This is a genomic window from Bacteroides sp. 1001302B_160321_D4, from assembly GCF_015667765.1.
Lineage (GTDB): Bacteria > Bacteroidota > Bacteroidia > Bacteroidales > Bacteroidaceae > Bacteroides > Bacteroides xylanisolvens.
In genome coordinates, this window is sequence record NZ_JADPLO010000018.1 from 1 (window position 1) to 15,319 (window position 15,319).

A 15,319-nucleotide genomic window follows, 5' to 3' on the forward strand; every position below is an offset into this window, starting at 1 on the left:
TTTTATAGGATTAAGAAAGAAGAAGAGGAAAACCATCGAAATAAAAAAGAGATTACCACCAAATTTGACGAAGAACCTGAAAAACATAAAAACATCTGCCACCTGCAACCAAACGCATGTAATACAGTAGTTAATAAGTAGTTAGAACGTGGCAGATACCTGTGGCAGATAGGTTGCAGATAAAGTATCTGCAACACGTTATATAATCAAAGAAAAAGCCTTGATTCCTTTATGCAAAGCTATGGGATAATTGGGATCACTCTATGGAGAAATGACAGTGTCTCTACGGGGAAACGACAGTATCTGTAGTGTACTAAATAAGTTGACACTTCTTAAATGCGAAATTCCCATGAAAGAATTAAAAAAGAAGTACACTCCTTACACAGAATCCGAACGAATGTCTTATATTCGTGAGTATTTATCTACTTCGGAAACGAAGTATCAGTTTGCCAAACGTACCGGTATTTGCCGTCGTCTGCTGATTCTTTGGCTTGATAAGTATCATATAAATGATAAAGTTATGAGTACAGACCACCCCTCTTTCAACAAATACTCTGCTGAGTCTCTCAATGAACTGGAGAAAGAACTCGCTGCATTGCGTGCCGAAAATCGCAAACTTCAGCGTGCTCTTCAGGAGGAAAGTCTTCGTCATGAAGCTTGTGAGGAATTAATAAATCTTGCTGAGTCAACCTATCACATCAAGGTTCGAAAAAACTCCGATGCCAAGTAATCGATACCTTGTCACAGGGGAACTCTGCCCGTCATATGCGCGGTAGGCTACAGTTCCTCTGTGATTACTTCGGCATAACCAGACAAGGTTATTATAAGCATGTCAACAGAAAAAAGGAAATAGACATCCTCACATCAAGCATTGTGTTGTATTGTAATGAGTTACGTAAACTTATGCCTAAGGCTGGTATACGTGAACTCTATGCATGCTGTCTCCGCAAGTTTGGTGTCAGGATGGTCATTGGGCGTGATCAATGCTATAATATTTTTCGTGCTAATGGCCTGTGTCAACGTGTCAGACATGTGAGACCAAAGACAACAAATTCTAATCATAATTATTACATTTATCCGGACTTGCTAAATGTTACTCCTAAATTTGTAGCTGACACATTCGGTTCAATGGTTGTAGCGGACATAACCTATGTTGCCACGTACCAGGGATGGGCTTACCTGTCTCTTCTTACCGATGCGGGCAGTCGGGCGATAGTTGGATATGCCCTGTGCAAAACACTTGAAGCGGAAGGTCCCTTAAAGGCACTGAGGATGGCTATAGACTTTTACAACAGATACAATGTTGATTTGAGTAGTCTCATACACCATTCTGACCGGGGAGTGCAATACTGCTCAAACCTGTATGTGGATATGCTCAAGAAACATCATATCAATATTAGTATGACGCAGTGTGGAGATCCGCTACATAATGCCCTGGCTGAACGGATGAATAACACGATCAAGAATGGGTGGTTGTTTGACTGCGAAGATGACAGCTTTGAACAGTTGGATAAACGTATAAGCGACGCCATATATGCATACAATTATGTTCGACCCCATCAAGGTATACAAATGAAAACACCGATGGAACATATTCGTAAGTACGCGGAAAAAGGTAGTTGAAGTCCCGCTCGTCGGGACGGGTGCTCCCGCCCCTTGCCGCGAGGGCGATCCCCGAGCGAAGAGTTTTTGTTGTTTAATGAAGTTTACAGCCCGAAGTCTTGCATTTATAAGAAAAGATACATATGTTTGCAACATCTTTAATATGACAACTTATTAAGGAATTACAAAGGGACAAGTAAACTTATTTAGGTTTTAAAATATATTGAGTTAACTAACTTAGGTATAACAAACGAAGTTGTCAACTAAATCCAGTACAGTACAATCCTTACCTAGAAACTGTAGTGTCCCGCCTTAGAAACTCTCGTTTCCTGCCGTGGAAACTGTAATTTCTAATGCCGGAAACGACAGTTCCCCGCCTGGAAACGGGAAGTTAATGTATACAATAAACTTTTGCACTCATGGAGAATTAGTTTATGTAAGGTTTATACTGTGTTGCAGATACTTTATCTGCAACCTATCTGTCGCAGGTATCTGCCACGTTCTAACTACTTATTAACTACTGTATTACATGCGTTTGGTTGCAGGTGGCAGATGTTTTCATGTTTTTTCAACTTTATAGAGGAGGATTACGCATTAAAATTAGGGTCACAACCGTAAGTCATAAAACAAATTCACCTCTGTGTCCTCCGTGTCCTCTGTGGTGAAAACCGTGCAAGAATGAGCTAAATGATAATTTTCCAGTTAAACAAAATTATAACGCCCGTTCTTTGAGATATTGAAAACGAAATATTACGAAAATAATGATTATCTTTGAACCACTAAAAGGAAAATAACAATGAATGACCTGCTTCGTAAACTCCCTATCGGGATACAGACCTTTGAGAAACTTCGTAAGGGCGATTATCTATATGTAGATAAAACAGAGCTTGTATGGAAAATAGCTTATACATCTACTCCATACTTCCTGAGTCGTCCACGCCGTTTTGGTAAAAGTCTTCTTCTCTCTACCTTTGAAGCCTACTTTGAAGGAAAGAAAGAACTCTTCGAAGGGCTTGCCATTGAAAAACTGGAAACGAAATGGGAAAAGCATCCTGTGCTGCATCTGGATTTAAATGCCGAGAAGTACGATTCTCCGGAAAGACTTTATGATATCCTCAGCCGTCAACTCACCTTATGGGAAATCCAATATGGCAAAGGAATAGACGAGAACACTCTTTCCGGTCGTTTCTCCGGTGTCATCCGTCGTGCCTACGAACAAACCGGTAGCAGCGTCGTAGTCCTGGTAGACGAATACGACAAACCTCTGTTGCAAGCTTTAGGTAATGATGTCTTACTGGATGAATACCGTAAAACCCTGAAAGCCTTTTACGGAGTATTGAAAAGTGCCGACCGCTACCTGCGTTTCGTCTTCCTCACAGGAGTGACGAAATTCTCACAAGTAAGTGTATTCAGTGACCTCAACCAGTTGCAGGACATCACTTTATGGCCCGATTACGGAACCCTTTGCGGCATCACTCTTCAAGAATTATTGGATACCTTCCAACCGGAAATCAAGATACTTGCAGCCAATAATTCCATTTCTTATGATGACGCGGTACAACGAATGACACGTCTCTACGATGGCTATCATTTTTGCATTAATTCAGTAGGTATCTTCAACCCGTTCAGTGTACTGAATGTCCTGAAATCAAAAGTGTTCGACAATTACTGGTTCCAGACCGGCACACCGACTTTCCTCGTCGAGATGCTGCAAGAAACCGAATACGACCTGCGTACTTTGCTTGACGGGATCGAAGCACCGTCTTCCATGTTCTCCGAATATCGTGTAGATTCCAATAACCCGATTCCGTTGATTTACCAAAGTGGCTATCTGACGATAAAAGATTTCGATAGGGAATTTGGTAACTATCTATTGCAATTTCCTAATGATGAAGTCCGCTACGGCTTCATTAATTTCCTGGTTCCATTTTACACCGGAGTGAGAAACAGTGACCAAGGATTTTACATCGGCAAGTTTGTACAAGAACTTCGTTCGGGAGACTACGATGCCTTTCTTACCCGCCTGCAAGCCTTCTTTGCCGATTTCACCTACGAATTGAACGAGCAGACAGAGCGTCACTACCAAGTAGTTTTCTATATTGTCTTCAAACTTATGGGACAGTTCACCGATGCCGAAGTACGCAGCGCCCGCGGTCGTGCAGATGCCGTAGTGAAAACACCTAAATATATCTATGTCTTCGAATTCAAGCTGCATGACACAGCAGAAGCGGCATTGAAGCAGATCGACGATAAAGGCTATCTGATACCGTATCAGGCAGACGGACGTGAAGTGATAAAGATCGGGGTGGAGTTCAGTGCGGAAAAACGCAATATCAGTCGCTGGCTGGTGTGAACAGATAAAGTTAAATATTATCAGGAGTTACCCATATCCATGCGCGATAGCAACTTCTCCTATGAACAGGAACCAAAGGTAAATAACCGGAGTACACTCTACCTTCCCTGATTTTCAACGGATAAGTTGCGGACATTCGTTCATGTTCCTGCAAGGCTTCACCTTCCGAAGGATGATAATCAATCACAAAACGCCCTGTTGAACCAGAACGTACATAACGGTCATATAAAAAACGCGCAACAACTCCCATATTCATGCGCAGATTGATTTCCACACAGGGATGAATCCGAAAAACCGGCTTTTCATTTTCTGGAAACCGACAAATCATCATATCAACTCCAAGATAACCTTTATAAACGGTTCCTACCAACGCAGAAAGCCTATATTTCAAGCAGTTCTCCAAATCCGTCAAAACCTTTGAAGGGATATATTGCGAAAGTTGTTTCCAGATTGCCTCATTAGAAAACAAACGATTCCCTTCATACATTCCACTCTTTCCGGTATGGAAGAGGGAATATCCCATAAATGTCACTTCACCTGTACCATCGGAATAAAACTCCATGGCAAAATCCTCTACCTTATTATATATAGGTTCCGCAATGATTCCACCCTGCGAAGCAGCCACACGCGTACACCAACCGGATATAAAAGGAGTAAATATGCCTTTACACCAGTTCAAGCCTTTACCGCTTCCCGAAAGCGGAGCTTTCAACAGGCAGCATTCCCGCTCTTCCACAAAGGTTTTCCATTCTTCCTGTGTCTTCAAATAATAAGATTCTCCGCAGAAATATTCATTCAGTTGTAATTCCGGAAGTAATGAGACGGCTTTAGAACGATGGGAGTATTCCCGCAAACCGTCTAATTGCTCCATAGAAGGAAGCAGGGCTTCATCCATGCCCAGCCCTGAAAGCCGTTTCCGCAAAGCTACATCCCATCCCCAAGGACGAATATCCAAATTCGGTTCAATAGCAAGTTCCGGCTCTGTCATCAAATCAACCGAAAGTCCTAATAATTCCTGTATCTTCTTCACATAGCCGAGATTATAGGCGGAAGAAGCTAATACAGCACTCCCCTCCTCTACATACCACATCGGAAGCAAAGCCAACTCGGAAGCCATACGTCTGGCCGAAGCCGGAGCCATATAGTTCGTTTCGCCGCTAGCCAACGCCAAGTCATGTTCCGGATTGAATATATAAAGAGCCTTTTTTGTCATTTCAAATGAATTCAAAACTTTATTCTGCAAATATATACAGGAAATAGTCAGGAATGACTACAATAAACAGAAAGTTGGAATTAAACACACAATTTTGCCATCTCTACTTTGCAAATCCTAAAAAAAGCAGTATATTTGCCACCCGAAAAACAAAGAACTGAAATGGAATCATTCTACCGCACACACGCCTACCTCGTTGAGCACACCAATGCCCCCGTTCGCCGCGATCTTATGGACGAGATCGATTGGAGCGACCGCCTGATTGGTATCAAAGGGACACGTGGCGTAGGAAAAACCACTTTCCTTCTCCAATACGCCAAAGAGAAATTCGGGAACGACCGTTCCTGTCTGTTCATCAACATGAACAACTTCTATTTCTCGGGCCACAGCATTGTAGACTTCGCCAACGAATTTCAGAAACGTGGCGGAAAAGTATTGTTGATCGATCAGGTGTTCAAACATCCGGAATGGAGCAAAGAGTTACGCATGTGTTACGACCGTTTTCCTAACCTGAAAATTGTCTTCACCGGCTCGTCCGTAATGCGACTGAAAGAAGAAAATCTTGAATTACGTGATATCGCCAAGAGCTATAACCTGCGTGGATTTTCTTTCCGTGAATTCCTAAACTTGCAAACAGGCATGAAATTCAGGGCATATAGCCTCGAAGAAATTCTTAGCACTCACGAACAGATTGCCAAAGGAGTACTCTCCAAAGTTCGTCCGTTGGATTATTTCCAGGATTATCTGCACCACGGCTTCTATCCGTTCTTCCTCGAAAAGCGTAACTTTTCGGAGAATTTACTGAAAACGATGAACATGATGGTGGAAGTAGATATACTTCTCATCAAACAAATTGAACTGAAATATCTTTCAAAGATAAAAAAATTGCTATATTTGCTCGCTGTCGACGGGCCGAAAGCTCCAAATGTGAGCCAACTGGCAAGCGACATACAGACATCTCGCGCCACGGTGATGAACTATATCAAGTATCTGGCAGATGCGCGACTCATTAATCTGGTTTATCCGAAAGGGGAAGAATTCCCTAAAAAACCTTCAAAGATAATGATGCACAACTCCAACCTGATGTATTCCATCTATCCGGTGAAAGTGGAAGAGCAGGATGTGCTCGACACATTCTTTGCAAATTCTTTATGGAAAGACCATAAGGTACATAAAGGAGATAAAAACGTCTCTTTTATGGTAGACGAAGTAATGCCGTTCAAAATTTGCCAGGAAGGCGCAAAGATCAAGAACAATCCGAATGTAACGTACGCGTTGCATAAGGCTGAAATAGGTCGGGGCAACCAGATACCTCTCTGGATGTTCGGCTTTTTATATTAAAAGATTTATTTACTTAAATATTTAATTTAGTTATGACTAAACAGAAGAAATTCATCACTTGTGATGGTAACCAAGCTGCAGCGCATATCTCGTATATGTTCTCTGAAGTAGCAGCTATCTACCCCATCACTCCTTCTTCGACTATGGCTGAGTACGTAGACGAATGGGCTGCCGCAGGACGTAAGAACATCTTCGGCGAAACAGTATTAGTACAGGAAATGCAATCTGAAGGTGGTGCTGCCGGTGCAGTTCACGGTTCTCTTCAGGCTGGTGCGTTGACTACTACTTACACTGCTTCCCAGGGTCTTCTCCTGATGATCCCTAACATGTACAAAATTGCCGGTGAGTTCTTGCCTTGCGTATTCCATGTATCTGCTCGTACATTGGCTTCTCACGCATTGTGTATCTTCGGTGACCACCAAGACGTAATGTCAGCTCGTCAGACTGGCTTTGCTATGTTGGCTGAAGGCTCTGTACAGGAAGTTATGGATTTGGCTGGTGTTGCTCACTTGGCTACCATCAAATCTCGCGTTCCGTTCATGAACTTCTTCGATGGTTTCCGTACATCTCACGAAATCCAAAAGATTGAAATGTTGGAAAATGATGATCTAGCTCCGCTGGTGGATCAGGAAGCTTTGGCTGAATTCCGTGCCCGCGCACTGAATCCGATGAATCCGGTAGCTCGTGGTATGGCTGAAAATCCGGACCACTTCTTCCAACATCGTGAATCATGCAACAACTACTATGAAGCAGTTCCTGCTATCGTAGAAGAATACATGAATGAAATTTCTAAGATCACAGGTCGTAAATACGGTTTGTTCGATTACTATGGTGCAGAAGATGCAGAACGCGTAATTATCGCTATGGGTTCTGTAACAGAAGCTGCCCGCGAAGCTATCGACTACCTGGTAGCAAACGGCGAAAAAGTGGGTATGGTTGCCGTACACCTGTATCGTCCGTTCTCTGCTAAACACTTCTTGGCTGCTGTACCTAAGACTGCTAAAACTATCGCAGTTCTTGACCGTACTAAAGAACCGGGTGCTAACGGCGAACCTCTTTACCTTGACGTTAAAGACTGCTTCTACGGTGCAGAAAATGCTCCGGTTATCGTTGGCGGTCGCTACGGTTTGGGTTCAAAAGATACTACTCCTGCTCAAATCCTTTCAGTATTCGAAAACTTGGCTATGCCAATGCCGAAGAACCACTTCACTATCGGTATCGTAGACGACGTTACTTTCACTTCTCTTCCTCAAAAAGAAGAAATCGCTTTAGGCGGCGAAGGTATGTTCGAAGCTAAATTCTACGGTTTGGGTGCTGACGGTACAGTAGGTGCTAACAAGAACTCTGTAAAGATTATCGGTGACAACACTGACAAACACTGCCAGGCTTACTTCTCTTATGACTCTAAGAAGTCGGGCGGTTTCACTTGTTCTCACTTGCGTTTCGGTGACAATCCAATCCGTTCTACTTATCTGGTAAATACTCCGAACTTCGTTGCTTGTCACGTTCAGGCTTACCTGCACATGTACGATGTAACTCGTGGTTTGCGTAAGAACGGTTCTTTCTTATTAAACACAATTTGGGAAGGTGAAGAACTGGCTAAGAACCTGCCTAACAAGGTTAAGAAATATTTCGCACAGAACAACATTTCTGTATACTATATCAACGCAACACAGATTGCACTGGAAATTGGTTTGGGTAACCGTACCAACACAATCCTTCAATCTGCATTCTTCCGTATCACAGGCGTTATTCCTGTAGAACAAGCTGTTGAGCAGATGAAGAAATTCATCGTTAAGTCTTACGGCAAGAAGGGTGAAGACGTTGTTAACAAGAACTATGCTGCCGTTGACCGTGGTGGTGAATACAAGACTTTGGCTGTTGATCCTGCTTGGGCTAACCTTCCGGATGACGCAAAAGCTGAAAACAACGATCCTGCATTCATCAACGAAGTAGTTCGTCCGATCAATGCACAAGACGGTGACTTGTTGCCGGTATCTGCATTCAAGGGTATCGAAGACGGTACTTGGTATCAAGGTACTGCTAAATACGAAAAACGTGGTGTAGCTGCATTCGTTCCTGAATGGAATCCGGAAAACTGTATCCAGTGTAACAAGTGTGCATACGTTTGTCCTCACGCTTCTATCCGTCCGTTCGTACTCGACGCTGAAGAGCAGAAGGGTGCTAAGTTCGAACAACTGAAAGCTGTAGGTAAAGCATTCGACGGTATGACATTCCGTATCCAGGTGGACGTTCTCGACTGTCTGGGTTGCGGTAACTGTGCCGACATCTGTCCGGGTAATCCGAAGAAGGGTGGCAAAGCATTGACAATGAAACACCTCGAAAGCCAATTGGCTCAAGCTGAAAACTGGACTTACTGTGCTGAAAACGTGAAGACTAAACAACATCTTGTTGATATCAAGGCTAACGTGAAGAACTCACAGTTCGCTACTCCGTTGTTTGAGTTCTCCGGCGCTTGCTCTGGTTGTGGTGAAACTCCATACGTGAAATTGATTTCTCAATTGTTCGGTGACCGTGAAATGGTTGCTAACGCTACCGGATGTTCTTCTATCTACTCTGGTTCTGTTCCTTCTACTCCGTATACTACAAACGAAAACGGACACGGTCCTGCTTGGGCTAACTCACTGTTCGAAGACTTCTGTGAATTCGGTTTGGGTATGGAACTGGCTAACGAAAAGATGCGTGCTCGTCTCGTGAAAGTGATGAACGAGGCTATTGCTGCTGATTGCACTCCTGCTGAAGTAAAAGAACTGTTCGCTGAATGGATCAACAATATGCTGGATGCGGACAAGACTAAGGAATTGGCTGCTAAGATCATTCCGGTTGTTGAAGCTAACAAGGATAAATGTAACCACTGCAAACAAATCGCTGAACTGCAACAATATCTTGTAAAACGCAGCCAGTGGATCATTGGTGGTGACGGTGCTTCTTACGATATCGGTTACGGTGGTCTTGACCATGTAATCGCTTCCGGTAAGGACGTTAACATCCTCGTTCTGGATACTGAAGTTTACTCTAACACAGGTGGTCAGTCTTCTAAAGCTACTCCGGTAGGTGCTATCGCTAAGTTCGCAGCTGCTGGTAAGCGCGTACGTAAGAAAGACCTCGGTCTGATGGCTACTACTTACGGTTATGTATATGTTGCACAGATCGCTATGGGTGCTGACCAAGCTCAAACTCTGAAAGCTATCCGTGAAGCTGAAGCATATCCGGGACCATCTTTGATTATCGCTTATGCTCCGTGTATCAACCACGGTCTGAAAGCAGGTATGGGTAAGAGCCAGGAAGAAGAAGAAAAAGCTGTTAAGTGCGGTTACTGGCACTTGTGGCGTTACAACCCGGCTTTGGAAGAAGAAGGCAAGAACCCATTCCAATTGGATAGCAAAGAACCGAACTGGGAAGATTTCCAAGGTTTCTTGAAGGGTGAAGTTCGTTACGCTTCTGTAATGAAACAATATCCTACTGAAGCTGAAGAACTGTTCAAAGCTGCTGAAGAAAACGCTAAATGGCGTTACAACAGCTACAAACGTTTGGCTAGAGAAAACTGGGGTGCTGAATAATAGTAATACCCTATAAATATAAAACGGTAATCTTGTAGAAGATTACCGTTTTTTTATTGTATGAACTCTGTCTAACATAAACAATACTCCCTTTTTCCCACTAGAGTTCATGTCTATTTTATATTTAAAATTAAGAATAACAATGCTCCAATCTATTTATTCTCAGACTTCGGAATCCAACTATCCACCAACTGCCGATGTTCATCCCTCCATTTGCGGGCTATTTCTTCTTCATCCATCCGGGCATCCTTCATAGCTGTCATAAAAGAGCTAAGTTCTTCTGTCGTTAGTTTAATGTTGCCAAAGAATTCGGCAGCAAACGGATCTTTCTCACTGAATCCTTTCCATGCAATAGCATGTATTTCTTCCAAGTCTCCATATACTTTCTTCGGATCATCCAAGAATTTCAAGTCAAACTGGTCGAACATCCAATGCGGTGTCCACCCCGTAATGACAATCCATTCTCCTTTGTCCATCGCTTTTTTCAAAGAAGCCAGCATGGTGGAACTACTTGAAGTCATGAGGGTATACCCATCAAGTCCGTAAGCAGCAATGGCCTTATCGGTCGTCTTCATTATCCCTGCTCCCGCATCAATTCCTACTATTTCAGAAGAGAAACGGTCTTTATTAGCTTCCAGCTCACTAATAGACTGGATCGTAACATATTGAGGAACAACCAGTCCTACACGGGCTTCTCCATACACCTCACCCAGAAATTCGATGCTGTCTCCATACTGATCCATATAATCTTTCATCGTTATTGGTAACCAGGCATCCAAAAAGACATCAGATTTCTTTCCTGACATAGATACAAAGATGGGGGCAAGGTCAGCATTTTGCAGTTCAACCTCATATCCATGTTCTTCCAATACCACCTTTGCCAAATGACTCATGGCAATACCTTCCAGCCAATTGGCATAGGCTATTTTTACTTTCTTTTTCTCTAAGTCTGAATTAGTACAGGAAGCCAGCAAAAGCATAGCTGACAATACTATTCCTACTATTTTATATATTCTCATACGTATTTTATCCTTTCCGTTTAGTTCTTGTTTTTTCGTCCTGCCATTCCTTGTGTGATACGGTCTAAGATGATAGCTAAAATAACAACTGCGATACCACCTTCAAACCCAAGTCCGATTTTCATTTGGGTAATACCTTTCAATACAATTTCTCCCAGACCACCGGCAGCAATCATGGCAGCAATGACAACCATAGAAAGCGACATCATTATTGTCTGATTGACACCTGTCAGGATGGTTGGCAACGCCAAAGGAAGCTGCACTTTATACAATAACTGCCAACGGGTAGCCCCGAACGAACGGGAAGCTTCCACTACATTTTTAGGAACTTGCCGTATTCCCAATCCGGTAAGACGGACCACAGGAGGCATAGCAAAGATAATGGTGGCAAACACTCCCGGCACTGCTCCCAATCCGAAAAATAAAACGGCAGGAATCAGATAAACAAAAGCAGGCATCGTCTGCATCAAGTCGAGAACAGGACGGAGTATTTTCTCTGCACGCGGACTGTTTGCCGTCCACACTCCTAAAGGTACACCAACAATCAGAGCCAGACAGGTAGATGAAAAAACGAGAGCCAGGGTTTGCATAGTAGCCTCCCAAAATCCCATTCCATAAATCAGTAATAATCCCAATGCGGTGAAAATTGCCGTACCACGTCCTGCCTTCATCCATGCGAGTGCAGCAAGCACTAGAATGGTTATATAAAAAGGTATTCCAAAAAGTACGTGTTGGAATCCTATAATAAAACTACCGATGCCTGCATTTATGGCATCAAAGAAAGTGGAAAAATGTACCATCATCCAATTGATGACCGTCTCTATATATTGTCCTATATTTATCATAAATCTATTGCGTTTTGAATTATTTCGTTTATTTCTTCTTTATCTTTCCCCGTCACTTCGATGATTAAGGAGGAAAGCGGGATTGTTCCTAAAAACTCATGCGTCTCATCAATCACCCATACCGGCGAATTGCTCTTTGTCATTAAAGGAAGTATATCCTCCAACACTGTATCCTCCAATACAGAATGTACTTCTGTACGCACAATCGTTTCAATGGATTTTTCCTGTCTGCTACGTAACTTAAGCAGGTCGTTCAGACGTACTTCTCCGACCAGTTTATCATCGGCGTCTATGACAGGTAATACGGTGATATTCTTCGCACGCATCTTACGAATCAATACTTCAGGTCCCTCTTTCTTCAGACGGGCCACCAGTGGTTTGTCAATCATTAAAGAAGAAGCGGTGATAATTTTACTCCTGTCCACGTTTTCAACAAAACGGGCTACATAATCGTTAGCCGGTTCGGTCAGTATTTCTTCTGAAGTACCTACCTGCACCACCTCTCCGTCTTTCATAATCGCAATACGGTCGCCCAGTTTAATCGCTTCACTCAAGTCATGGGTAATAAAGACAATTGTTTTTTTCATCTTCGACTGCAAAGCCAACAGTTCATCCTGCATTTGCACGCGAATCAAGGGATCGAGCGCAGAGAAAGCCTCATCCATTAAAAGTACTTCGGGATTATTAGCCAGAGCGCGGGCCAGTCCGACACGCTGTTGCATTCCACCGGAAAGCTCGCCCACCATCTGATTTTCATATCCTTTCAATCCGACAAGCATCATACTTTCCATCGCTTTCTTCTCACGTTCCTCTTTCTTCACTCCTTGAAGTTCGAGGCCGAACGCGATATTGCTCAATACGGAACGGTGAGGTAACAGACCGAAATTCTGGAAAACCATCGCCAGTTCTTTCCGGCGAACCTGCAATAACTCTTTTTCGGATATTTTAGATATATCTACTCCGTTTACAAGCACTTGTCCGGCAGTAGGACGTATCAGACGATTGATACAACGCAGTAATGTCGATTTTCCACTTCCCGAGAGTCCCATTATCACAAAAAACTCTCCTTCATTAATTGAAAGATTGGCATCTTTCACTCCTACCGTACAACCGGTATCTTTCAGAATTTCCTCTTTACTCTTATCTTTTTTCAACATCTTGAGTGCTTTCTGCTTCTCGTGACCAAAGATAAGGTACAAATCCTTTATTTCTATTTTACTCATATAATATATTGGTTTAGATTATAATATTTGTTTTGTTTTCAACTGCCGCGTTCCTCATTCTCACTTACGATAAACAAGTTGAATGTTCGCATGGTTCAGTCATGTCACATGGTAACATGACGATCCGACGTTTTTAAATGGTTAAAGAAAACAGACTAAGTAGTTTAAAAGGAATAGAATTTGATAAGATTATCCTCTCAATGAACAGTAGAAAACAGTATTTTCATAAATAAATAACAGTCTGTTCTTGCATATTGTTGGCACAAAGGTAAGGAAAATAGATTAAATATGCAAATTTCATTCAGATACGGAGTAATTCCAAAGATGCTTTTTCAAGTCTACGCATCCATTTTGCTTGAAAGAGATCCCTTCTTCCAACAAGAGTTGTTTCTGCTCTGTCCACCCCGGAACAAGGCGTCCCGATGCATTGACAACCCGGTGACAAGGCACAGATAAATCATCCGGAATCTGTTTCAAAGCACGCCCCACCATACGGGAACATTGAGGCATTCCCAATAATGCGGCAATTCCCCCATAGGTAGAAACTTTACCTACCGGAATTTCCCGAACAACCTGATACACCTCTTGACAAAAGGATGCGGAGAGACTCGCTTTGTCTACTTTATAATCTTTCATCACTCAAACATTACTTTATTTCAGTTCCAAAACTAGATAAAAAGGAAAGAATTTGCAAATAATAAAAGTATTTCAAATAAAATATGCAACTTTATTTGCTTTATTTACAAATAATCCCGACCTTTGTACCCATTAAAAGCAACCCTATTATTAACAAAACAAGCACTGCTGTTATGAAAAAGAAGACAATTCTATTCGCTTCTTGTTTATTTGGAGTATTCGCTTTCAGCTCCTGTGAGAAGAACCTTTATGATGAAAGTAAACAACCCGAAAAAGAAATTCAAGTAAAAGACCTGAATATACCCGCAGGCTTTCAATGGAAATTAACTCAAGTAGCCGCAGGAACAGTAGCTGCTACTACCCCCACTATGGTTTCCTTCTTTTTGGATGAAGCATGTAGTAAAGAAGAGAAAATAGCCGACATTCCTGTAGATACAGAAATTTCAAGTCTCCCTTTGAGCATCCCAACCTACGTAAATACATTGTATGCCCAGTACAAAACCAGCACCAATGAAATCAAAAAAGTAGCCATACCTGTAAATGCAGATAGAAGTTTCTCACTGAACATTGCTAATGATGCCAAATCCAAATCTAACACCACCCGGTCAATCACTCGTGGGCATGATATAGAAGATGACATCCAATTGTCAAAAGGAGTCATTTCTCATCCCAAAGATGGTTGGGGAACAATCATGTTTGAAGACCAATTCCCATCATTAGGAGATTATGACTTTAATGATTTTGTAGTCAATTATAAGGTGCAGTTCCAAGGTATTAAAAAGGTTGACAAAAAATACACTGCACAGTATATACAAATAGGATTACGTCTAAAAGCTATCGGAGGAATATTCCCTTATTCTCCTTATTTAAGACTGAAAGAAATAGATTCTGACGAAGTGGAAAGTATAGAAGTTTATGAAACTAAAAACGTGATTCCTGCGATCGACGGAGTAGATCTTGTCCCCAATAAACATCTTATCATTGATTACAGCCCTTTAATTAAGAATCTGGCTAAACCTGCAGGCAGCCAATATTATAATACAGAAAAGAATGCTTTGGTAGCAACAAGTGATTTACCGGAGATCAATATTCTGATCACCCTAAAGAAGAGAAAAGAAGTAAAGGAAATATTAGAAGGCGATGAATTCGACTTGTATTTAAAACGTAATGATAGCGGAACAGAAATCCATATGAATGGTATTGAACCGATCACTTACCAATATCCATTCAATGATAAAAATCTGCTACCGGTATATACAAACGGGGACGAAGAAGATGATAATTATTATTTTAGTGCAGGACGCCTGATTTGGGGATTAAGAGTACCAGGCAACGCAGCACATGCTATTGAAAAAGCTAATTTCTTGGAAGCCTATAAAGGATTCGCAAAATGGGCGCAAAGTAGTGGCAAAAACGAACAAAACTGGTATAATCAAGGAAACGCAGATAAAAATTTATTGATTCATAACTAACACATATCAATAAATCCCGGTAAACATTGAAAAT

General features: G+C 42.1%; 11 protein-coding genes. 6 read left to right on the plus strand and 5 right to left on the minus strand.

Annotated features, from left to right (window positions below):
• The first annotated feature begins 349 nt into the window (after positions 1 to 349).
• From KFO40_RS09210 to KFO40_RS09220, 3 genes are all read left to right on the plus strand, one after another.
• Entirely contained in the window at positions 350 to 730 is a 381-nt protein-coding gene (locus KFO40_RS09210; protein WP_015532999.1) for a hypothetical protein, read from the plus strand.
• Positions 731 to 765: 35 nt separating this feature from the next.
• Entirely contained in the window at positions 766 to 1,623 is an 858-nt protein-coding gene (locus tag KFO40_RS09215) for an IS3 family transposase (RefSeq protein ID WP_015533000.1), read from the plus strand.
• Between the two features lie 775 nt (positions 1,624 to 2,398).
• Positions 2,399 to 3,955 carry an ATP-binding protein gene (locus tag KFO40_RS09220; RefSeq protein WP_004315119.1) on the plus strand — a complete coding sequence of 519 codons (1,557 nt, stop codon included), beginning with the start codon at positions 2,399 to 2,401 and terminating at the stop codon, positions 3,953 to 3,955.
• A gap of 10 nt (positions 3,956 to 3,965) precedes the next feature.
• Here KFO40_RS09220 and KFO40_RS09225 read toward each other — a convergent pair whose 3' ends face one another.
• On the minus strand, positions 3,966 to 5,168 hold the full coding sequence (locus tag KFO40_RS09225) for a hypothetical protein (protein WP_211146287.1): 1,203 nt from the start codon (positions 5,166 to 5,168) through the stop codon (positions 3,966 to 3,968).
• A gap of 162 nt (positions 5,169 to 5,330) precedes the next feature.
• Here KFO40_RS09225 and KFO40_RS09230 point away from each other — a divergent pair, with 162 nt between their 5' ends.
• Positions 5,331 to 6,509, plus strand: coding sequence for an ATP-binding protein (locus KFO40_RS09230; RefSeq protein WP_004311727.1), 1,179 nt, complete (start codon positions 5,331 to 5,333; stop codon positions 6,507 to 6,509).
• A 32-nt stretch (positions 6,510 to 6,541) separates the two neighbouring features.
• Positions 6,542 to 10,090 carry a pyruvate:ferredoxin (flavodoxin) oxidoreductase gene (gene nifJ / locus KFO40_RS09235; RefSeq protein WP_211146288.1) on the plus strand — a complete coding sequence of 1,183 codons (3,549 nt, stop codon included), beginning with the start codon at positions 6,542 to 6,544 and terminating at the stop codon, positions 10,088 to 10,090.
• A 152-nt stretch (positions 10,091 to 10,242) separates the two neighbouring features.
• Here nifJ and KFO40_RS09240 read toward each other — a convergent pair whose 3' ends face one another.
• The 4 genes from KFO40_RS09240 to KFO40_RS09255 all read right to left on the minus strand — a co-directional run bounded on the left by KFO40_RS09240 (position 10,243) and on the right by KFO40_RS09255 (position 13,813).
• Entirely contained in the window at positions 10,243 to 11,109 is an 867-nt protein-coding gene (locus tag KFO40_RS09240; protein WP_049703481.1) for a glycine betaine ABC transporter substrate-binding protein, read from the minus strand.
• A 20-nt stretch (positions 11,110 to 11,129) separates the two neighbouring features.
• The gene (locus KFO40_RS09245) at positions 11,130 to 11,954 is read right to left on the minus strand and encodes an ABC transporter permease (protein WP_004311730.1); all 825 of its coding nucleotides are present in this window, start codon (positions 11,952 to 11,954) and stop codon (positions 11,130 to 11,132) included.
• Positions 11,951 to 13,177 (minus strand): glycine betaine/L-proline ABC transporter ATP-binding protein, encoded by a 1,227-nt coding sequence (locus tag KFO40_RS09250; protein ID WP_004300984.1) that lies wholly within the window; start codon positions 13,175 to 13,177, stop codon positions 11,951 to 11,953. The genes KFO40_RS09245 and KFO40_RS09250 overlap by 4 nt, the downstream gene beginning before the upstream one ends.
• Before the next feature lie 297 nt (positions 13,178 to 13,474).
• Positions 13,475 to 13,813, minus strand: a complete 339-nt coding sequence (locus KFO40_RS09255) for an MGMT family protein (protein WP_004300985.1) — start codon at positions 13,811 to 13,813, stop codon at positions 13,475 to 13,477.
• An 83-nt stretch (positions 13,814 to 13,896) separates the two neighbouring features.
• On the opposite strand from KFO40_RS09255, the gene KFO40_RS09260 reads away from it, so the two are divergent.
• Positions 13,897 to 15,285, plus strand: a complete 1,389-nt coding sequence (locus tag KFO40_RS09260; RefSeq protein ID WP_118407249.1) for an LruC domain-containing protein — start codon at positions 13,897 to 13,899, stop codon at positions 15,283 to 15,285.
• Positions 15,286 to 15,319: the final 34 nt, after the last annotated feature.

Coding starts and splice junctions, on each gene's coding strand:
- KFO40_RS09210 (WP_015532999.1), top strand. CDS start 350: ATGAAAGAATTAAAAAAGAAGTACACTCCTTACACAGAATCCGAACGA.
- KFO40_RS09215 (WP_015533000.1), top strand. CDS start 766: ATGCGCGGTAGGCTACAGTTCCTCTGTGATTACTTCGGCATAACCAGA.
- KFO40_RS09220 (WP_004315119.1), top strand. CDS start 2,399: ATGAATGACCTGCTTCGTAAACTCCCTATCGGGATACAGACCTTTGAG.
- KFO40_RS09225 (WP_211146287.1), bottom strand. CDS start 5,168: ATGACAAAAAAGGCTCTTTATATATTCAATCCGGAACATGACTTGGCG.
- KFO40_RS09230 (WP_004311727.1), top strand. CDS start 5,331: ATGGAATCATTCTACCGCACACACGCCTACCTCGTTGAGCACACCAAT.
- nifJ (WP_211146288.1), top strand. CDS start 6,542: ATGACTAAACAGAAGAAATTCATCACTTGTGATGGTAACCAAGCTGCA.
- KFO40_RS09240 (WP_049703481.1), bottom strand. CDS start 11,109: ATGAGAATATATAAAATAGTAGGAATAGTATTGTCAGCTATGCTTTTG.
- KFO40_RS09245 (WP_004311730.1), bottom strand. CDS start 11,954: ATGATAAATATAGGACAATATATAGAGACGGTCATCAATTGGATGATG.
- KFO40_RS09250 (WP_004300984.1), bottom strand. CDS start 13,177: ATGAGTAAAATAGAAATAAAGGATTTGTACCTTATCTTTGGTCACGAG.
- KFO40_RS09255 (WP_004300985.1), bottom strand. CDS start 13,813: ATGAAAGATTATAAAGTAGACAAAGCGAGTCTCTCCGCATCCTTTTGT.
- KFO40_RS09260 (WP_118407249.1), top strand. CDS start 13,897: ATGCAACTTTATTTGCTTTATTTACAAATAATCCCGACCTTTGTACCC.